General features: G+C 69.5%; 20 protein-coding genes. 13 read left to right on the forward strand and 7 right to left on the reverse strand.

What is annotated here, in order from left to right; genetic code table 11:
- Positions 1-115 precede the first annotated feature (115 nt).
- Complete coding sequence (purL, locus tag NMLP_RS03160) at positions 116-2251, reverse strand: phosphoribosylformylglycinamidine synthase subunit PurL (RefSeq protein ID WP_015408681.1); 2136 nt, start codon at positions 2249-2251, stop codon at positions 116-118.
- Positions 2252-2375: 124 nt separating this feature from the next.
- On the opposite strand from purL, the gene NMLP_RS03165 reads away from it, so the two are divergent.
- The 3 genes from NMLP_RS03165 (at position 2376) to NMLP_RS03175 (ending at position 4682) form a co-directional block, all read left to right on the forward strand.
- The gene (locus NMLP_RS03165; RefSeq protein WP_015408682.1) at positions 2376-3053 is read left to right on the forward strand and encodes a PHP domain-containing protein; all 678 of its coding nucleotides are present in this window, start codon (positions 2376-2378) and stop codon (positions 3051-3053) included.
- Between the two features lie 59 nt (positions 3054-3112).
- The gene (locus NMLP_RS03170) at positions 3113-4183 is read left to right on the forward strand and encodes an asparagine synthase C-terminal domain-containing protein (RefSeq protein ID WP_049926670.1); all 1071 of its coding nucleotides are present in this window, start codon (positions 3113-3115) and stop codon (positions 4181-4183) included.
- 82 nt (positions 4184-4265) lie between these two features.
- Entirely contained in the window at positions 4266-4682 is a 417-nt protein-coding gene (locus NMLP_RS03175) for a hypothetical protein (protein WP_015408684.1), read from the forward strand.
- 95 nt (positions 4683-4777) lie between these two features.
- Here NMLP_RS03175 and NMLP_RS03180 read toward each other — a convergent pair whose 3' ends face one another.
- Positions 4778-5791 carry a transcription initiation factor IIB gene (locus NMLP_RS03180; RefSeq protein WP_015408685.1) on the reverse strand — a complete coding sequence of 338 codons (1014 nt, stop codon included), beginning with the start codon at positions 5789-5791 and terminating at the stop codon, positions 4778-4780.
- 168 nt (positions 5792-5959) lie between these two features.
- On the opposite strand from NMLP_RS03180, the gene NMLP_RS03185 reads away from it, so the two are divergent.
- The 3 genes from NMLP_RS03185 to gatA are packed head-to-tail and all read left to right on the forward strand — an operon-like array spanning position 5960 to position 7764.
- A complete protein-coding gene (locus NMLP_RS03185; RefSeq protein WP_049926081.1) occupies positions 5960-6172 on the forward strand; it encodes a helix-turn-helix domain-containing protein in 213 nt (70 codons plus the stop codon).
- Between the two features lie 45 nt (positions 6173-6217).
- On the forward strand, positions 6218-6487 hold the full coding sequence (gene gatC / locus NMLP_RS03190; RefSeq protein WP_015408687.1) for an Asp-tRNA(Asn)/Glu-tRNA(Gln) amidotransferase subunit GatC: 270 nt from the start codon (positions 6218-6220) through the stop codon (positions 6485-6487).
- Complete coding sequence (gatA, locus tag NMLP_RS03195; protein ID WP_015408688.1) at positions 6484-7764, forward strand: Asp-tRNA(Asn)/Glu-tRNA(Gln) amidotransferase subunit GatA; 1281 nt, start codon at positions 6484-6486, stop codon at positions 7762-7764. The genes gatC and gatA overlap by 4 nt, the downstream gene beginning before the upstream one ends.
- 16 nt (positions 7765-7780) lie before the next feature.
- Here the strand turns inward: gatA and NMLP_RS03200 are convergent, their stop codons facing one another.
- Positions 7781-8566, reverse strand: a complete 786-nt coding sequence (locus NMLP_RS03200; RefSeq protein ID WP_015408689.1) for a CPBP family intramembrane glutamic endopeptidase — start codon at positions 8564-8566, stop codon at positions 7781-7783.
- A gap of 162 nt (positions 8567-8728) precedes the next feature.
- Here NMLP_RS03200 and NMLP_RS03205 point away from each other — a divergent pair, with 162 nt between their 5' ends.
- The gene (locus NMLP_RS03205) at positions 8729-9223 is read left to right on the forward strand and encodes a DUF7858 family protein (RefSeq protein ID WP_015408690.1); all 495 of its coding nucleotides are present in this window, start codon (positions 8729-8731) and stop codon (positions 9221-9223) included.
- Here NMLP_RS03205 and NMLP_RS03210 read toward each other — a convergent pair.
- Entirely contained in the window at positions 9216-9923 is a 708-nt protein-coding gene (locus NMLP_RS03210; protein WP_015408691.1) for a chromosome partitioning protein ParA, read from the reverse strand. The genes NMLP_RS03205 and NMLP_RS03210 overlap by 8 nt on opposite strands.
- 85 nt (positions 9924-10008) lie before the next feature.
- Positions 10009-10437 carry an HIT family protein gene (locus NMLP_RS03215; protein WP_015408692.1) on the reverse strand — a complete coding sequence of 143 codons (429 nt, stop codon included), beginning with the start codon at positions 10435-10437 and terminating at the stop codon, positions 10009-10011.
- A 193-nt stretch (positions 10438-10630) separates the two neighbouring features.
- On the opposite strand from NMLP_RS03215, the gene NMLP_RS03220 reads away from it, so the two are divergent.
- The 6 genes from NMLP_RS03220 to NMLP_RS03245 all read left to right on the forward strand — a co-directional run bounded on the left by NMLP_RS03220 (position 10631) and on the right by NMLP_RS03245 (position 15122).
- Positions 10631-10813, forward strand: coding sequence for a DUF7331 family protein (locus NMLP_RS03220; protein WP_015408693.1), 183 nt, complete (start codon positions 10631-10633; stop codon positions 10811-10813).
- Positions 10814-10854: 41 nt separating this feature from the next.
- Positions 10855-11094: a hypothetical protein gene (locus NMLP_RS03225; protein ID WP_015408694.1), complete on the forward strand. Its 240-nt coding sequence runs from the start codon at positions 10855-10857 to the stop codon at positions 11092-11094.
- Between the two features lie 131 nt (positions 11095-11225).
- Positions 11226-12206: a rhomboid family intramembrane serine protease gene (locus NMLP_RS03230; RefSeq protein WP_015408695.1), complete on the forward strand. Its 981-nt coding sequence runs from the start codon at positions 11226-11228 to the stop codon at positions 12204-12206.
- On the forward strand, positions 12207-12944 hold the full coding sequence (locus NMLP_RS03235; protein ID WP_015408696.1) for an endonuclease V: 738 nt from the start codon (positions 12207-12209) through the stop codon (positions 12942-12944).
- 47 nt (positions 12945-12991) lie between these two features.
- Positions 12992-13819 (forward strand): SDR family oxidoreductase, encoded by an 828-nt coding sequence (locus tag NMLP_RS03240; RefSeq protein WP_015408697.1) that lies wholly within the window; start codon positions 12992-12994, stop codon positions 13817-13819.
- A gap of 1 nt (position 13820) precedes the next feature.
- The gene (locus NMLP_RS03245; RefSeq protein WP_015408698.1) at positions 13821-15122 is read left to right on the forward strand and encodes a glycerate kinase type-2 family protein; all 1302 of its coding nucleotides are present in this window, start codon (positions 13821-13823) and stop codon (positions 15120-15122) included.
- A gap of 19 nt (positions 15123-15141) precedes the next feature.
- On the opposite strand, the gene NMLP_RS03250 is transcribed toward NMLP_RS03245, so the two are convergent.
- Positions 15142-16203 carry an ArsA family ATPase gene (locus NMLP_RS03250; RefSeq protein WP_015408699.1) on the reverse strand — a complete coding sequence of 354 codons (1062 nt, stop codon included), beginning with the start codon at positions 16201-16203 and terminating at the stop codon, positions 15142-15144.
- Positions 16204-16305: 102 nt separating this feature from the next.
- The gene (locus tag NMLP_RS03255) at positions 16306-16917 is read right to left on the reverse strand and encodes a hypothetical protein (protein WP_015408700.1); all 612 of its coding nucleotides are present in this window, start codon (positions 16915-16917) and stop codon (positions 16306-16308) included.
- Positions 16918-17202: the final 285 nt, after the last annotated feature.

The following is a 17202-nucleotide window of genomic DNA, read 5'->3' on the forward strand; positions in this document are numbered from 1 at the left end:
TCAAAACCGCACATCGGGGTGTCGTTTATAAATGACTCACCGTCTGTCGGATTCTAATCGTTCGGAAACGAATGGGCGTTGTGGTATCTCACACGGTGGTATGCCGGCGCGACGCTCACTCCAAGTCGGCTTCGAGGACGTCCCGCAGCGCCGCGATCCGGTCGGCGCCATACCGGAGCGTCTCCTCGCCGACGGCGAGTTCGAGACGGCCCTCCGCCGTCGCCTCGCCGATGTGTTCGACGGCGACGGTCCCCGGGACCGCCGCCCGGACCGCGTCGGGGGCTGTTGTCTCGACGACGACCCGGCCGACGGCCTCCGAAAACAGCGCCTCGAGCGCGTCGCCCTCGAGCGTTACGTCCGCACCCGCCTCGCCGACCATCTCGGCGAGGGTGACTGCCAGCCCCCCGTGGCTCACGTCGTGGACCGAGTGCGTGCCCTCAAGCTCGGCGACGTCGGCGACCGCCCCGACGAACGCCGACGCGGCGGCCGGTACCGCGGGGAACCGATCCGTCCCGCCGAACTGCGCGAGCAGTTCCGACCCGCCGAGGGCGCGGTCGTCGCCGGCAGCGAGTACCAGCAACTCGCCCTCGCCCGTGAGGCCGATCCCGGGGGCGTCGTAACCCGCCTTCGTCCCCGCCATCGCGAGCGTCGGTGTCGGCGGGATCGGCCCCGCGGCCGAGTCGTTGTACAGCGAGACGTTGCCCCCGACCACCGGCACGTCGAGGTCGGCACACATCTCCGCGAGGCCGTCGACGATGGCCCGGAATCCGCCGTACACGCGGGGCGTTTCGGGGTTGCCGCCGTTGAGACAGTCTACCGCCGCGAGCGGCGTCGCCCCCGTGGTCGCGAGGTTGGTGGCGTTCTCGAGGGCGACGGCGCGGGCCCCCTCGTAGGGGGCCGTCTCGGTCCAGTTGGGGTCGGCTCCCGAGGAGAACGCCAGCCCGACGCCGGCCTCTCGGATCGCCAACAGCGCCGCGTCGGCGCCCGGCTTCTGTGCCGTCCGGGTACCGACCTCGTGGTCGTACTGCCGGTAGATCCACTCCTTGGAGGCCGTGTTGGGCGCGCTTACGACCGCCTCGAAGGCGGCCTCGAGGTCGGGGGCGGGGCGGTCCCGCGTCCCCGGTTCCGGGTCGACGTGGTCGAGATCGTTCATCGGCGCGCCGTCGGCGAGGTACTCGGCGTCGACGTCGACGACGGTCTCCCCGTCGAAGGTGCAGACGTAGTTTCCGTCGGTCACCTCGCCGATGACCGAACAGCCGAGGTCGTACTTTTCGGCGACGGCCGCGACCGCCCCGACGTCGTCGGGGCGGACCTCGTAACACATCCGCTCTTGGGACTCGGCGAGCAGGATCTCGGTCGCGTTCATGTTCGGCTCCCGTTGGTGGACTCGGTCGAGTTCGATGTGTGCGCCGAGGCCGCCCTTCGCGACGAGTTCCGAGGAGGCACCGCCGAGACCGGCCGCCCCCAGATCGCGGGCCGCCCGGAGCAGGCCGGCGTCGACCAACTCCTCGTTGGCCTCGACGAGACGCTTTTCGGCGTAGGGATCGCCGACCTGCACCGCCGGTCGGTCCTCGGTCTCTGCGTCCTCGCTCAGGTCCTCGCTGGCGAAGGACGCCCCCCCGAGACCGTCGCGCCCGGTGGCGTTGCCGACGAGGACGAGTCTGTTGCCCGGCGATTCGGCCTCGGCGGTCACCAGCCGGTCAGCGTCCGTCAGGCCGATGCAGGCGACGTTGACGAGGGGGTTGCCCTCGTAGCCGTCGTGGAAGGCGGCACTGCCGGTCACCGTCGGGACGCCGATGCAGTTGCCGTAGTGGGAGATGCCCTCGACGACCCCCTCCAATAAGTACTTCGAGTGCTCGCGGTCGAACCCGCCGAAATAGAGGCTGTCGGCGAGCGCGATGGGGTAGGCGCCCATCGAGAGGGTATCGCGGACGATGCCGCCGACGCCCGTCGCCGCCCCGTCGAAGGGGTCGACGTAGGAGGGGTGGTTGTGGCTCTCGATGCCCATCGTGACGTAGGTGTCGCTGTTCTCGCCCGTCTCGGGGTCCGGCAGCGCGAGTACGGCGGCGTCGTCCCCGGGCCCCACAACGACCCGGTCGCCCTCGCTGTCGAAGGCCGCAAGCAGCGGTCGCGAGGAGCGGTACGCGCAGTGTTCGCTCCAGAGGTTCTCGAACAGCGCGCTCTCGGCGGTGGTTGGATCGCGCCCCAGCGCTTCGGTGACGAGTTCGCGGTCCGACGGGGGGAGACTCATTCATCTACATGCTCCTTTCGCCGGAATAAATCGCTTTCCATACGCACGTTCGTGGATGCCCCAGCCCGTGGCGGCGAGCGCGGGGACCGGCGGGCTTTTTAATACAGCCGTCGAACCACGAGTCGTGTTGTCGGTCGAGCTTCACGCACACTCGGAGTTGTCCTACGACGGGCGCGACCCGGTCGAGTTGCTTTTAGAGCAGGCCGAGGCGGTCGGACTCGACGCGCTCGCGGTCACCGACCACGACGAAATCGACGCCTCGTTGGCGGCGGCGGCGAGCGCCGAGGAGTACGGTCTCGTCGGCATTCCTGGCATGGAGGTATCCAGCGCCGCCGGCCACGTGTTGGCCCTCGGCGTCGAGGAGCTCGTGCCGGCGGGATTGAGCTACGATGCGACGCTCGATCGGATCGCTGCCCTCGGCGGGATCGCCGTGGTACCGCACCCGTTTCAGTCCTCGAGACACGGCGTCGCCGCCCACATCACCCGCGGGCAGCTCGCCGCGGCCGACGCGATCGAGGTGTACAACTCCCGGCTGTTCACCGGGCGGGCTAACCGCCAGGCCGAGCGCTTCGCCGCGGACCGCGAGCTCCCGATGACCGCCGGTAGCGACGCCCACATCGCCGAGATGGTCGGGCAAGCGGTCACGGAGGTCGACGCCTACCACCGGAGCGCGGAGGGCGTCCTCGACGCCATCCGCGAGGGACGGACGAGCGTCGTCGGCAAACGGACCCCGTGGTTCATAAGCGTCCAACAGTTCGGCGGTGGCGTCAGGCGCCGACTGGCGTCGATGTGGCCGTGGTGAACGACGACGCGCCGTCCGACCGCACGGACGCATCCGCCGGGGACGCCATCCCCAACTGCATCGACGGCGCGACCCCCGAGACGGTCCGGGCGGCCATCGCGTCCGGGACGGCGCTTTCGGGGGCCGACGGCTTCGCGGGCGGGATCGACGGACGGCTCGTCCGGGACGTCCTCGGGCGGTATCCGCTGTTCTCGGCGGCCGACGACCCGGCGACGTGGAGTTTCGACCCGACCGACCTCGCCGACCCCGACCCGGTGCCGGCGGGCCACGCCCGCGACGCCTCGGGGGATACCGAACTGTGGACGCTGCCCGACCCGAAACCCTGCGCGGACGGCGAGCGTGCCGTCGCGGCCGTCCGGGACGCAGTTGTGCGTTCCGTCGACGCCGTCCCCGGATCGCCGCCGATCGCCTTCTCCGGCGGACTCGACTCCTCGATTCTCGCGGCGCGGATCGGGGGACCGCTGTACGTCGGGGGCTTCGAGGGCAGCCACGACGTTGCGGCCGCGCGCTCGGCCGCCGACGCGCTCGGACGAACGCTCCGGGTCGTCGAGTTCAGCCACGCCGACATCGAGCGCGGGATCCCCGAGGTCGCCGCGGCGACGGGGCGGACGAACCCGATGGACATCCAGATCGCGCTCCCGTTGTATCTGGTCGCCGAGGCCGCCGCCGCCGACGGCCACGACCGGCTCGCGCTCGGGCAAGGTGCCGACGAGCTATTCGGCGGCTACGCGAAGATCGCCAAGGCCCCGGGGGACCACCGCGTCGAGGCCGACACGGTCCGGGGGGCGGCCCGCGAGACGGTCCGGACGCTGCCCCGACAGCTCGAACGGGACGTGCTGGCGCTTCGGGCCGCCGGGGTCGAGCCTGTCGTCCCGCTGCTCGCCGACCGCGTCGTCGGGGCGGCGCTCCGGCTGCCCGGCGAGTGGCTCGTCGACGGCGACGAACGAAAGGTCGCGCTCAGGCGGGCCGCCGACTTCCTCCCGGCAGCGCTCCGTGCTCGCGAAAAAAAGGCCGTCCAGTACGGCAGCCTCCTCGCCAGGGAGTTCGACCGCCTCGCTCGACAGGCCGGATTCAAAAAGCGGATGGACGACCACCTCGGTCAGTACGTCGAGTCGCTCCGGCCGGAGTGACGCCTCGTGGTAGCGCTCATCGACCCCGGACGGCTGTCACTTCGTCCCACAGTGTTATGCGACGGGGCATCGAGGACAACGTATGGCGGACGACAAGCGGGGGCGAGAGAGACGGGCGAACGGGGCGGAGCAACGACAGCGCGAGCGAGAGGCCACGGAGGACCGAGAGCGCGGCGAGGAGGCCGAACCGCCCGACGACGGGGAGGCGGACGACGGGGAGGCGGACGACGGGGAGGCGGACGACGCGACCGGCGGCATCCAACGCGGCGACGGCGCGTACCCCGACCCGCCCCACGAGTGCCACCGGCGCGGGTGCGACGAGCAGGCGTCGTTCGTCGTCGCCGAGCGCTACCGCGAGGAGACCGGGCAGGGAACCGTTCGCGCGGAGGCACACCTCTGTCGCGCCCACACCGACGAAGAGAGCCCGTCGAACCTCGATTCGGCCGGGGAGGACTACGTCTTCCGGATCGATCCGATCACGGACGCGACGACTGCTTGACACCCTCCTCCGCCTTCAGGCGGAGGAATCCCGAGCGTTGGGATATAAACAGTTGCGATCCGCGAGGCTCGCGAACCGGCCGCGCGAACGCGTTTTCACCGCCCGGCGTCCTGTTCGACTTCGAGCAGTTCGTGATAGCGGTTGCGGATGGTGACCTCGGAGATGTCCGCGACCTCGCTGACGGCGTTCTGGGTGACTTTCTCGTTGGTGAGCAGCGAAGCGGCGTACACCGCGGCGGCCGCCAGCCCCACCGGCGACTTCCCCGAGTGGACGCCGGCGTCGCGGGCCCCGTCGAGCAGCTGGCGCGCGCGGCGTTCGGCCTCCTCGGAGAGATCGAGGTCGCTGGCGAAGCGCGGCACGTAGCTCTTCGGATCGGCGGGCGCGATTTCGAGGCCGAGTTCGCGGACGACGTAGCGGTAGGTGCGGGCGATTTCGCTCTTTTCGACGCGGGAGACGCCCGCGACCTCGTCGAGGCTGCGCGGCGTTCCGGCCTGCTTTGCGGCGGCGTACAGCGCGGCGGTGGAGACGCCTTCGATGGAGCGTCCGGGGAGGAGGTTGTCGTCGAGCGCGCGGCGGTAGATGACGGAGGCGGTTTCGCGGACGTTTTCGGGGAGGCCGAGCGCGGAGGCCATGCGGTCGATTTCGCCGAGGGCCTGTTTGAGGTTGCGCTCTTTGGAGTCCCGCGTGCGGAAGCGCTCGTTCCACTTGCGGAGTCGCTGCATCTTCTGGCGCTGTCTCGATCCCAGCGAGTTCCCGTAGGCGTCTTTGTCCTGCCAGCCGATGTTGGTGGAGAGCCCCTTGTCGTGCATCATGTTCGTGGTGGGGGCGCCGACGCGGGATTTCTGGTCCTTCTCGGCGCTGTCGAAGGCGCGCCACTCCGGCCCGCGGTCGATCTCGTCCTCCTCGACGACGAGTCCACACTCGGTACAGACCGTCTCGCCGTGCTCCGAATCGGCGGTGAGTCGGCCGCCGCACTCCGGACAGACCAGCTCCGATTCGTCCTCGCCCGCCTCGCGTTCGTTTTCGGTGCGTTCGCTCTCGTTGCTCTCCTCCGCCGCTGATTCGTTCTCGCGTTCCGTTCGTCGCCGTCTGACAGTAGAGTCGGTCATCATCGATTAGTTTTTGATTTCGGAAAACTCGTTTTCGATATAGGTATTGTTTTTCCCGCAACTTAAAAATTGTGGCTCACGAAGCGACAGTTCCGGCGGGTCGTCGTCCGGGTGCGCGCCGGCGGGCACAACTCTGATGTCGGAGGGCAGCGTGGAACGAACGGATATATGCAGCAGGGCCTCGAACGGGAAATCCTGGAGACGCTCGCCTCGGGAAACCGGCGGTCGGTCGCCGGGCTCGCCGAGGCGCTCGGCCGACATCCCGTCACAGTCGACCGACAGTGCTATGACCTCCAGACCGACGGGTACATCGCAATCGCCTCCATCGGCGGCACGTACCGGCTGACCGCCAAGGGCCGCGAGCGCCTCGACGACGCGTGAGCGCCGTCCGAAACCCTTAGTGACGCCCCCCACCGATCCATGGGCATGACTGTCGACGACGAGGAGGTCCGCCACGTCGCCCAGCTCGCGCGGATCGACCTCGACGACGAGGAGGTCGAACGGTTCACCGGCCAGTTCGCCGAGATCCTCGAACACTTCGAGGCGCTCGACGACGTCCCCGAGGTCGATCCCAGCCCCGAATTGGCGAACGTGATGCGCCCCGACGAAGTCGAGTCGGGACTCACCCAAGAGGAGGCGCTGCGAAACGCCCCTGAGACGGAGGACGGCTACTTCAAGGGGCCGAGCGTTTCATGAGCCACAACGCGTTCATTACCGAGACGCACATCGAGGGCGATGACGACGGTCCCCTCGCCGGTCGAACCGTCGCCGTCAAGGACAATATCTCCACGGACGGGGTCGAGACGACCTGTGGATCGGCGGCCCTCGAGGGGTATGTCCCACCGTACGATGCGACCGTCGTCGAACGGCTGAGGGACGCGGGCGCGACGATCGTCGGCAAGACGAACATGGACGAGTTCGGGATGGGGACGACCACGGAGACCTCGGCGTTCGGTCCCGTCGAGAACCCCGCCGCCGAGGGCCGCGTCCCCGGCGGCTCCTCTGGCGGAAGCGCCGCCGCCGTCGCGTCCGGCGAGGCCGACCTGGCTTTGGGGTCGGACACGGGCGGCTCCGTGCGGTGTCCGGCCGCCTTCTGTGGCGTCGTCGGTATCAAACCCACCTACGGGCTGGTCTCGAGGTACGGCCTCGTGGCGTACGCGAACTCGCTGGAACAGATCGGCCCGCTGGCGCCGACCGTCGAGGCGGCGGCCGAACTGCTTGAGGTACTCGCCGGCCCGGACCCGAACGACGCGACGACGCGGGAACCGCCGGCCGACGTCGACACCGACTACGCCGCCGCCGCCGACGGCGACGTCTCGGGACTCACCGTGGGTATTCCGACCGAACTGCTCGAGGGCGCCGACGAGGGCGTCCGGGCGGTCTTCGAGGACGCGATCGACGACCTCGAGTCGAAGGGGGCGACGACCGAGACGGTCTCGTTGCCCTCCGTCGAAACCGCGGTGCAGGCGTACTACGTCATCGCGATGTCGGAGGCGTCCTCGAATCTCGCGCGCTTCGACGGCGTGCGGTACGGGCGTTCGGGCGAGGGCGACGACGGGGACAACTGGAACGAGTCCTTCGCGGCCGCCCGCGAGATCGGGTTCGGCGAGGAGGTCAAACGCCGCGTCCTGCTCGGCACCTACGCCCTCTCGGCGGGTTATCACGACAAGTACTACAAGAAGGCCCAAGACGCCCGCGCGTGGGTCAAACAGGACTTCGAGGAGGCCTTCGAGTCCGTCGACGTCCTCGCTTCGCCGACGATGCCGGTCCCGCCGTTCGAGCGCGGCGAGAGCCTCGAGGACCCCCTACAGATGTATCTGGCCGACGCGAACACCGTCCCGATCAACCTGGCGAACCTGCCGGCGATCTCGGTCCCGGCGGGCGAAACCGACGAGGGGCCGGTCGGCCTCCAGTTGGTCGGCCCCGCCTTCAGGGAAGCGACGCTCGTCCGCGCTGGGTCGGCGCTGGAGTGAGGTCTGACTGGGCTATCTATAACAGAAGCAGCCCGATCGCGGCAGCCACCGCGTCGGGGTCGCCGTACCGGACGCCGAGATACCCCATCGCCGCCTGCGTCGCGTTGAAGAGGCCGTGCATGAGCGCGACCACGACGAGGTTGCCCGTGTACTCGTAGGACAGCGCCAGCACGAAGCCGACGAAAAACAGCACTGACACGCCGAGCAGTCCGGCCTCGATGCTGCCGAACCCGGCGAGGTGGATGACCGCGAACAGCGCCGTCGCGAGCGTGATCCCGGCGGCGACGCCGAACGTCTCCCGGAGACGGGTCTGGATGATCCCGCGGAACAGCAACTCCTCGGTGGGCCCGACGATCAGGAGCGAAAACACGCCCAGCATGACGAAAATGAGCGGGTCCTGTTGGGCCACGTCGAAGATGGCCTGGGGTTCGCGCTCGATGCCGAGGCGCTGGCCCACGACGAAACTGCCGATCGAGCCGACGAGCCAGAGGACGATCATCGAGACGAAGCCGACGCCGAGGACGATCCACCCCTCCAGCGTCGGCGCGCGGACGCCGATGTCGGCGGGCGTCAGCCCGCGATAGCGGAGATACAGCAGCGAGACGCCGGTGAAAAAGACCAACTGGAGCGTGAGGACCGAAAGGACGAAGCCCTGTCTGGGCGTGGGATCGATACCGAAAAGCCCCAACCCGCGCGCGACGGCGTAAGCTGCGGCGTTCCCGCCGCCGTAGGCGAGCGCCGCGAGCCCGAACGCCACGCCGACCGCGAGGAGAGAGCCGGGGATCCGTGAGCGGATGGACATGTCCAGTCATACGTCCGGACGTTGAAATACCCTGTCGACCGCGGCCGGATCGACGCCGTCCGAACCTGTTTCCCGTGGTGGACCGCGATGGACGCCGATCGGTTCATAGCGGAGCGGGCGGTAGCCGTACGTTTATATCGAATGGACATACTAACAGTATGTATGACGCTGTCGGAGATCGCTGCGGGGCTGGAAGTCACGACGGAACAGCGCGAGCGCGGCGTCGTCGAGACCGACGGAACCGACGCCCCGCTCGCCGAGCGGCTGACCGAGTTCGAGGCGCGGCTTCCCTGCTGTCCCGGGCGCGCGGCCGCGGTCGTCGACGCTTACACCGAGGGAGCGAGCGTGGGCCGTGCCGCCGCCGTCGCGGACGTCCCACGGACGACGGCGGCGAAGGTGCTGTACCTGCTGGGCGAACCGATCGACCCGCTGACCCCGACGGCAAAACGGGTGCTAGAGGACTGGCTCGCCGGCGAAATATCGCGCACGGAGGCCCGGACGCTGGCGGGTCTCGGCGACCGGGAGTTCGCCCTCGGCGCGTACGTCGCCACCCACGACCCGATCGACGGTGCCGACGCGGTGGTCCTCGGGGCAGCCTCAACGGCGCACCCGGACCCGCTCGTGGACGCCAGAGGCGACCCCGACGATCTCATCTGAGAGAGACGTTTCCGAACAACCCCGTCGACTCCGGCCGCTCGACGGGGATCCCGGTCAGCACTTCGACCGCGTCGGCGAGCGCGTCGCGGGCGGGTGAATCGGGCGCGCCCGCCGGCGTCTCGGAGCCGAGTTCCGGGACCGCCACGTCGGCGTCCGGGTGCGCCGACGTCCGCGTGAGCAGCGTCGTCGAGTCGTCGATCCCGATGTCCGCCAGTCGATCCGCCGTCCGCGGCACGGCCGACGCCGCTCGCTCGCCGTCACAGACGACGGCGACGGACCCGGCTTCGGTGGCCGCCGCGACGGCCGGGTTCGTCGCCACCGGTGGGGTGTCGACGAGGACGCACTCGAAGCGCCGCGCCGCCGCCTCGATCAGCTCTCCGAATCGCTCGGCAGCCGCCGGCCGTTTCGCGCGCGCGAGGCGCTCGAAGGACGCGTGGGCGGGACAGACGGAGAGCCGCCCCGCCCGCTCGCCGGGGAGGTCGATCAAGCCCTCCTCGAGCGGCGTCTCTGACAGACACAGCGCCGTTATGTCGGGGTCGATCCGGCCAGCGACCCGATCGGAGAGCCCCTGCGTGCCGTAGGCGGCGTCAAGGATCGCGGTGTCGGCCCCGTCGTCGGCCAGAAGCCGTCCACACTCGAGCGTCACCCGCGTCGTCCCGACCCCGCCGGCGGCGCCGACGAACGCGACCGTTTCGGACATACGTTCGGTACCGCCGGCATCGAATAAAAACGTGCTGTCCGGGTCATCCGCCGTGTCGAGGTCGGCGCTCGGGGTCTCTCCCGCCTCAGCCGAGTTGCGTCTCGATATCCGAGGCGATGCCGGCGATTTCGCCGTCGTCGAGGTCGGCGAACGAGCCGACGGCCGCGTGGATCGGGCCACCGTCGTCGCCCTCGAAGCGGGGAACGACGTGGACGTGCAGGTGCGGAACCTCCTGTCCGGCCGCGGTACCGTCGTTGATGCCGACCGTCGTGGCGTCGGCGTCGACGGCGTCCTCGATGGCGGGCGAGAGCATTCGGACGGCCTCGAAGACGTCGGTCGAGACGTCCTGGGGGGCGTCCCGGAGTCTGCTGTAGGGCTCCTTCGGCACGACGAGGGTATGTCCCGGCGTGAGGGGGTTCGCGTCGAGAAACGCCGCGACGGTCTCCGTCTCGTGGACGACGTGTCCGGGGACGTCACCGTCGATGATGCGCTCGAAGATGGTCGGCTCAGACATATCAGAGGGATCGGGCGGCGGCCCTATCAATGTTGATCCCCCGCCGGACCCGCGCTTGGCCGCCTCGAAGCCCCGGTATCCGGAGGCCGGTTCCCCGGCCGTGTGGCCCTATAGATGTGCTAGTAGAGTATATATACCTAGCTTACCCTCGGCCGAACGCTTATATCGCTACACCGTCTCCGATCTTATGTTAATGAGTAACGCACCCGCGGACGCGGACGAACCAGCCCGCCAATCGGCCGAACCGCCCGAGACGCCGCTCGACACCGAGCGATACGCCCACCTCTCTCTCGACAACGGCGAGATCGTGATCTACGACCGGGAGGACCCCGAGATGTGGCTGCAATCGGACGTGGTCGTCGAGATCGGCGCGTAGCTCCCGGCAGTCTTTTATACATCGATCGTCCTACCGGGGGTATGAAGGAGATCCTCGCGCCCGTCGTCGAACTCGTCGCCTACGCCGTCGCTACGGCGGCGTTCACCGTCGCCGGCGTGTTCGCGGAACTGACGAGCGTCGACTACCTCGCAGCCGGTAACACGACGTTCGCGGCCTGGCTCGTGGTCATGGGCGCCGTCGCGCTGTACGCCGGCGTTGTTGCGCTGGGTGCCGGAGAGCTTCTCCCCCGCGTTCGCGACACCGTCGCCGACGGGCGGTAGCCGAAGCCGACCCGCGACCGTCCCACCCAACGACCGCGACCACCTCGTCCAACAACCCCGACTGTTCCGACTGCTCCAGCCGCCTCGACCGCATCCAAACGATTTTGCCCGCAGGGGGCGTCCGAACGATAATGGCGACGTGTGACGTCTGTGGCAAAGACGAGAACATGCCGTACAACTGCCGGCACTGCGGCGGGACCTACTGCAGCGAACACCGGCTTCCCGAGAACCACGACTGCCCCGGCCTCGAACGCTGGAACGATCCCGACGGCGTCTTCGACAGCGGCTTCGACGACTCGGTTCGCGGCGGCGGACAGGGGGGCCGCGGCGGTCGCGGCAGTCGAGGCGGAACCGCCGGTTCGGGCGGCCTTCTCGGCCGGATCGGACTCGACGCCGGTCCCGGCGGCCCGCTCGGGTACTTTCGGAACAACCTCTCGTATCTCTTCCTCGCGATCGCCGTCGTCGTCTTCGGCCTCCAGTACGTCCTCGCACCGCTTTTGGGGATCCGCCTGCCGTCGGCAGGTGTCGATCCCGGCACCACGACCTGGGGACAGATCTTCACGCTCACGACCGCCCACCCCGAGTACGTCTGGACGTGGGTCGTCTCGGTCTTCTCTCACGGCGGGCCGAGCCACCTGCTTTTCAACGCCATCGCGCTGTACTTCTTCGGGCCGATCGTCGAGCGGCAGGTCGGCTCCCGGAAGTTCGCTGCCCTCTTTCTCGCCAGCGGCGTCCTCGCCGGCCTCGGGCAGGTCGGCGTCGGCTTGGTGACCGGCGAACAGGTGGCTGTCTTGGGCGCCTCCGGCGCGCTGATGGCGATCATGGGCGTGTTGGCAGTCACTTCCCCGGATTTGAAAGTCCTGCTGTTCTTTTTTATTCCGATGTCGATCCGGACGCTGACGGTGCTTTTCGCGGCCTTCTCGATCTTCGCGTTCGTCGCCGACGGCGGTATCCTCAGCGGGGTCGCCCACTTCGCCCACCTCGTCGGCCTCGTGATCGGGCTGTGGTACGGCAACCGGATCAAAGACCGCATCGGCCGCGGGCCGAAACAGCTGAACCTCGGGCCGGGACGGGGACCGGGTGGCCCCGGCGGCCCGGGTCGGTTCCCGTAGATGGACGTCGCCGCCGAGCGGTTCCGGCCGACCCGCCCCGGCTCCCGCGAGGCGATGGAGCGGTTGCAGGCCGAAATCGCGGCCGAGGCGACGTTCGAGGACGCCGCCGGGGTCACGCCCGCAGACGTCCACTCCGGCGACGCACTCGTCGCCGGGGTCGACCAGGCGTTTCTCGACGACCGGGCCGTCTCTGCCGTCGTCGTCCTCCGCGGCGGGGAAGTGATCGCCCGCGAGAGCGCCGTCACGCCGCTGTCGATGCCGTACGTGCCGGGGCTGCTCGCCTTCCGTGAGGGCGAACCGATCGTCGCGGCGCTCGAGGCCCTCGACGTCGATCCGGACCTGCTCGTCCTCGACGGCAGCGGCCGGATACACTATCGCGAGGCCGGGCTCGCGGCCCACGTCGGCGTCTGCTTCGACGTCCCCGCCGTCGGCGTCGCAAAGAGCCTCCTCTGTGGCCGACCTAGGCGAGCGACGGACGCGCTCGAGGCGGGCGAGCGCGTCCCGATCGAAGCCGACGACTCGATGAGCGCCCCGGAGGAGACCGTCGTCGGGCACGCCTACCAGAGCCGACAGTACCCCGACTCGACGAGGATCAACCCCCTCTACGTCTCGCCGGGGCACCGCCTCGCCGCCGGGACGGCGACCGATCTCGTGGCCGCCTGCGGCGGCGAGTACAAACTCCCCCGGCCGACGCGGCTGGCCGACCGGTACGCCGACGAACTGAAAACCGGGCGGTGAGGCCCCGACACATCAACGCCTAACTACCGTCCCCCCGATCGATCCGTATGAGCAATCGGACGGTACTGATAACGGGCTGTTCGTCCGGCATCGGCCGGGCCGCCGCGTACGCGTTCTTGGACGAGGAATGGCGGGTCTACGCCACCGCGCGCAACCCCGCCGATATCGAGACGCTCGGCGAGGCCGGCTGCGACATCGGCACCATCGACGTCCGCAACGACGAGGACGTCCGTCGGGTCGTCGACCGGGTCGTCGACGAGGAGGGACGCATCGACGCCCTCGTGAACAACGCCGGCTACGGTCAACACGGTCCCCTCGAGGACATCGACGACGACCTGTTCGAAAAGCAGTTCGACGTGAACGTTTTCGGCCCGCACCGACTCGTCCGGGCGGCGCTCCCGCACATGCGCGAACGCGGGGACGGCACGGTCGTCAACGTCTCCTCGCTGGCCGGCCGGATCGCCGCGCCGGGGATGGGGGCGTACTCGGCGTCGAAACACGCCGTCGAAGGGTACAGCGACTCGCTGCGGCGCGAACTCGAACCACTCGGGATCGACGTCAGCGTCGTCCAGCCGGGGCCCGTCGAGACGGCCTTCCGCGACCGGGTCGACGACGAGTTGCGCCGGCTCGACCGGACCGACGCCTACGAGGACCTCTACGCGTTCCAGGAGGACGCGACCCTGCTCGGCGGCGACAGCCCTGTCGCCGTCCACCCCGCCGAGGTCGCGGAAGCGATCGTCGAGGCGGCGGTCTCGACCGACCCCGAACCGCGGTACGTCGTCGGCCGCGCCGCAGGGCTGCTCGCCTACGCGAGGTTCCTCCCCGATCCGGTCGTCGACGGGCTGTTCGGCGTGATCCGGCGATTCGGCTCCTGAGATGTTCGACCGATCCGGGACGCCGGCCGACTCGCCGGCGCACGAACTCGCCCTCGGGTGTCTCGAAGCGGGGATCGACGCTGCACACCCGCGGCGTGCGGTCGCCCGCCACTGTTCGGTGGACGAACGCGACGGGACGCTGACCGTCCGAGACGCCTGTTATGACCTCTCGGCGTACGACTCGATCCGGCTCATCGGTGGGGGCAAGGCCGCCGATGATCTCGCGGCGGCCTTCGAAGAGCTGCTCGGCGACCGGCTCTCGGGCGGCGTCGTCGTCACGGACGAACGGACCGCCGACCCGGACCGGATCGACGTGCTGGAGGGCGAACACCCGACGCCGGGCGACGGCAGCGTCGCGGGCGCGCGGGCGGTCCTCAACTGCGCCGCGGCCGCTACCGATCGAACGCTCGTCATCGGGGCGATCGCCGGCGGTGGGAGCGCGCTGCTGTGTGCGCCCGCGGCGGGGCTGTCCGCCGCCGACCTCCAGGCTGTCACCGACGACCTCCTCGACGCCGGGGCCTCGATCGACGAGCTCAACACCGTTCGACGGGCGTGCTCGTCGATCAAGGGCGGCGGCCTCGCCGCCGCCGCGAAGCCGGCGACGACCGTCGGGATCCTCGTCAGCGACGTCGTCGGCGGCGATCCGTCGATCATCGCCAGCGGGCCGACGGTCCCGACCGAAACGGACCCCGACGCCGCCCTCGCGGTCCTCGCCAGATACGGCGTCGACGTCCCGGCCGTCGAATCGTTCCTCCGGGGAAGCACGCCCGAGGGGCCGGCCGACACCGACGTCGACACCCACGTCGTCGCCTCGGGCCGGGACGCGATCGACGCGGCCGTCGAGCACGCGTCGTCGCGGGGGTACCGGACGTGCGTCATCTCGACGCGGATCGAGGGCGAGGCGAGGGCGGCCGGCCGGCTCCACGCCGCGGTCGCCGCCGAGGCCGCCGACAGCGGCGACCCGGTCGAACCGCCCGCAGTGATCCTCTCGGGCGGGGAGACCACCGTCCGCGTGACCGGCGACGGGACCGGCGGCCCGAACGGGGAGTTCGCGCTCGCGGCCGCGATGGACCTCCCCAATCCCGCCGTGTTGGGTGCCGTCGACACCGACGGGGGCGACGGCAGCACCGACGCCGCCGGCGCGCTCGTGGACGCCGGGACGGTCGACGATCCGGCAGCCGCACGCGCGGCGCTCTCGGACAACGACAGTTACACCTTCCTCGAATCCAGGAGAGCACTCCTGCGGTCGGGGGCGACCGGCACGAACGTCAACGACCTCCGGGTGCTCGTGGTTCCGGCGTAGCCGGCCCCCGCCTCGCGGCTCACTCCAGACAGCGCCCGACCACCGCGAGCATCGCTTCGCCCTGGACCGCCTCCGCGAACAGCGGCACGCGCTTGACCTCCCGGCCGCGAAACAGTTCCTGGGCCCGCGAGAGGGCCTCGCGCTGGACCCCCCAGCGCCGACGACAGAACTCGCAGTGTTCGGTGTCGGGGGCGACGAACCAGTCGGCGTCGAGGTCCGCGACGGCAGTGAGGTCCTCGCTGACCCGGTTGACGACGACCGTCCGGACGGGGATGTCGAACCCCTCGAGGCGGCCGACGAGCCGTTCGCTCTCGGTGACGCTCATCTCCTCGGGGATCATCACGACGCGGAAGTCCGTTCGTTCGGGGTCTTGGAGGGCGGCCCGGAGGCGTTCGATCCGCGCCGAGAGCTCCTCGAGGCTCGCGGTGTCCGCCTCGGCCGCGTCGTCGTCCCCGAAGAGCCCGCCCAGACTCCCGACCATACCCGAGATCGACTCCCGAACCGAGAGCAGCCGGCCGACCATCGAGTCCATCACCTCCGGGAGTTCGAGCAGCCGGAGGGTGTGCCCCGTCGGCGCGGTGTCGACGACGACGCGCTCGAACCGAGGATCGTCGAGATACTCGATGAGCAACTGCATCGCGGCGGCCTCGTCGGCCCCGGGCATCGCGCCGCCGCCGAGGGGGTGGCCCCCCTCGCCGAGCAATTCGCCGACGCCGCCGAGCGGGCCGTCCGCGCCGCCGTCCAGTGGGTCTCCATCGGCGCCCTCGCCGCCGGGGGCGAACGGTCCCTCGGCGGCCTCGGGGTCGATCTCGACGGCGAAAAGCGGCACGTCGTCGCGGATCCGCGTCGGCTCCGCTGGGATCTCCGAATCGAGGGTGTCCGACAGCGAGTGGGCCGGATCGGTCGAGACGACGAGCGTCGGCGTGTCGCCGCGGGCGCTCGAGAGCGCCGTCGCGGCCGCGCAGGTCGTCTTGCCGACGCCGCCCTTCCCGCCGTAGAGGACGTACTCCGGGGCGTCGACGCCGGCGGGAAGGTCTTCCGTCTCGAGGGAGTCGACCGCCTCGACGGTGAGTTCGCTCATACCGGCCGTGGGAGACGGCGGTTTGTGTACCCGTCGGTACGGTCGCGCGGCGAAAAATGAGTGTGTCGGAAGGTGTCCGGGCGAATCCGGAAGACGGACCGATTACGCGGACAGCTCGGCGGTCTCGGTCGCGGCTTCTTGGACGTTCTCCGTGACGTCCTCGAGTTGCTCCTGAATCGCCTCGGCCTGGGACTCGAGTTGCTCCTGCATCTCCTCGCCGCGGGCTTCGACCTCGGCCTGCATCTCCTCGACGGTCTCCTCGAGTTCCTCGAGGGCCTCGAGCATCTGGCCTTCGACGTCCTCGTGGGCCTCAAGCAGGCTCGCGATCTGCTCGTCGAGCGCCGCGAGGAACTCGTCGAGCATCTCTTCGGCGGACTCGGTGCCCTCGTTGAGGCTGGTCTCGAATTGGTCTATGACCTCGTGTTGGCTCTCCTCGAGCATGTCGAGTTGGTCGTGCATCATCCCGTGGACCTCGTCGACACCGCTGCCGGCGGGCATGACAGAGTCGACCGCATCGAAGTACGAGTCGACGCCCGAACGGACGAACTCGGTACCGCGCTCGGAGGCGTCGTGAGCGGGGCCGAAGCCGTCGACCATGGCGTCGTTGAGCTGTTTTTGCGCTTCGACGCTGCTCTCGATCGCTTCGTGAGTGCTTTCGACGGCGCTGCGCTGGAAGTCGAACGCGAGTGACATCGGGGTGCTGTATTCGCTCATCGTGATTGCGTCAACGCCCCGGGAATACATAAGCGTGTCGGTGACTACCACCAGATACCATTAGAATACATTAGTTGGGGGAATGGTTCGGAACCACCGGCCGACAGCGCTCATCGCCGCCGCCCCCATCGGCTCCGCAGTGCCGACATCGGTGTACGGGACCGCCTCCGTCTCAACGGGCAAACATACGGCTCCGACTCGTCGGGCGCGGGTGCACCCCGATACCACTCTATGAGGTGTCGATGTCGACGGTCGGTGCCGCCGCCCGGGCGACGACAGGGTGTT

This window comes from Natronomonas moolapensis 8.8.11 (genome assembly GCF_000591055.1).
Classification (GTDB): Archaea; Halobacteriota; Halobacteria; order Halobacteriales; family Haloarculaceae; genus Natronomonas; species Natronomonas moolapensis.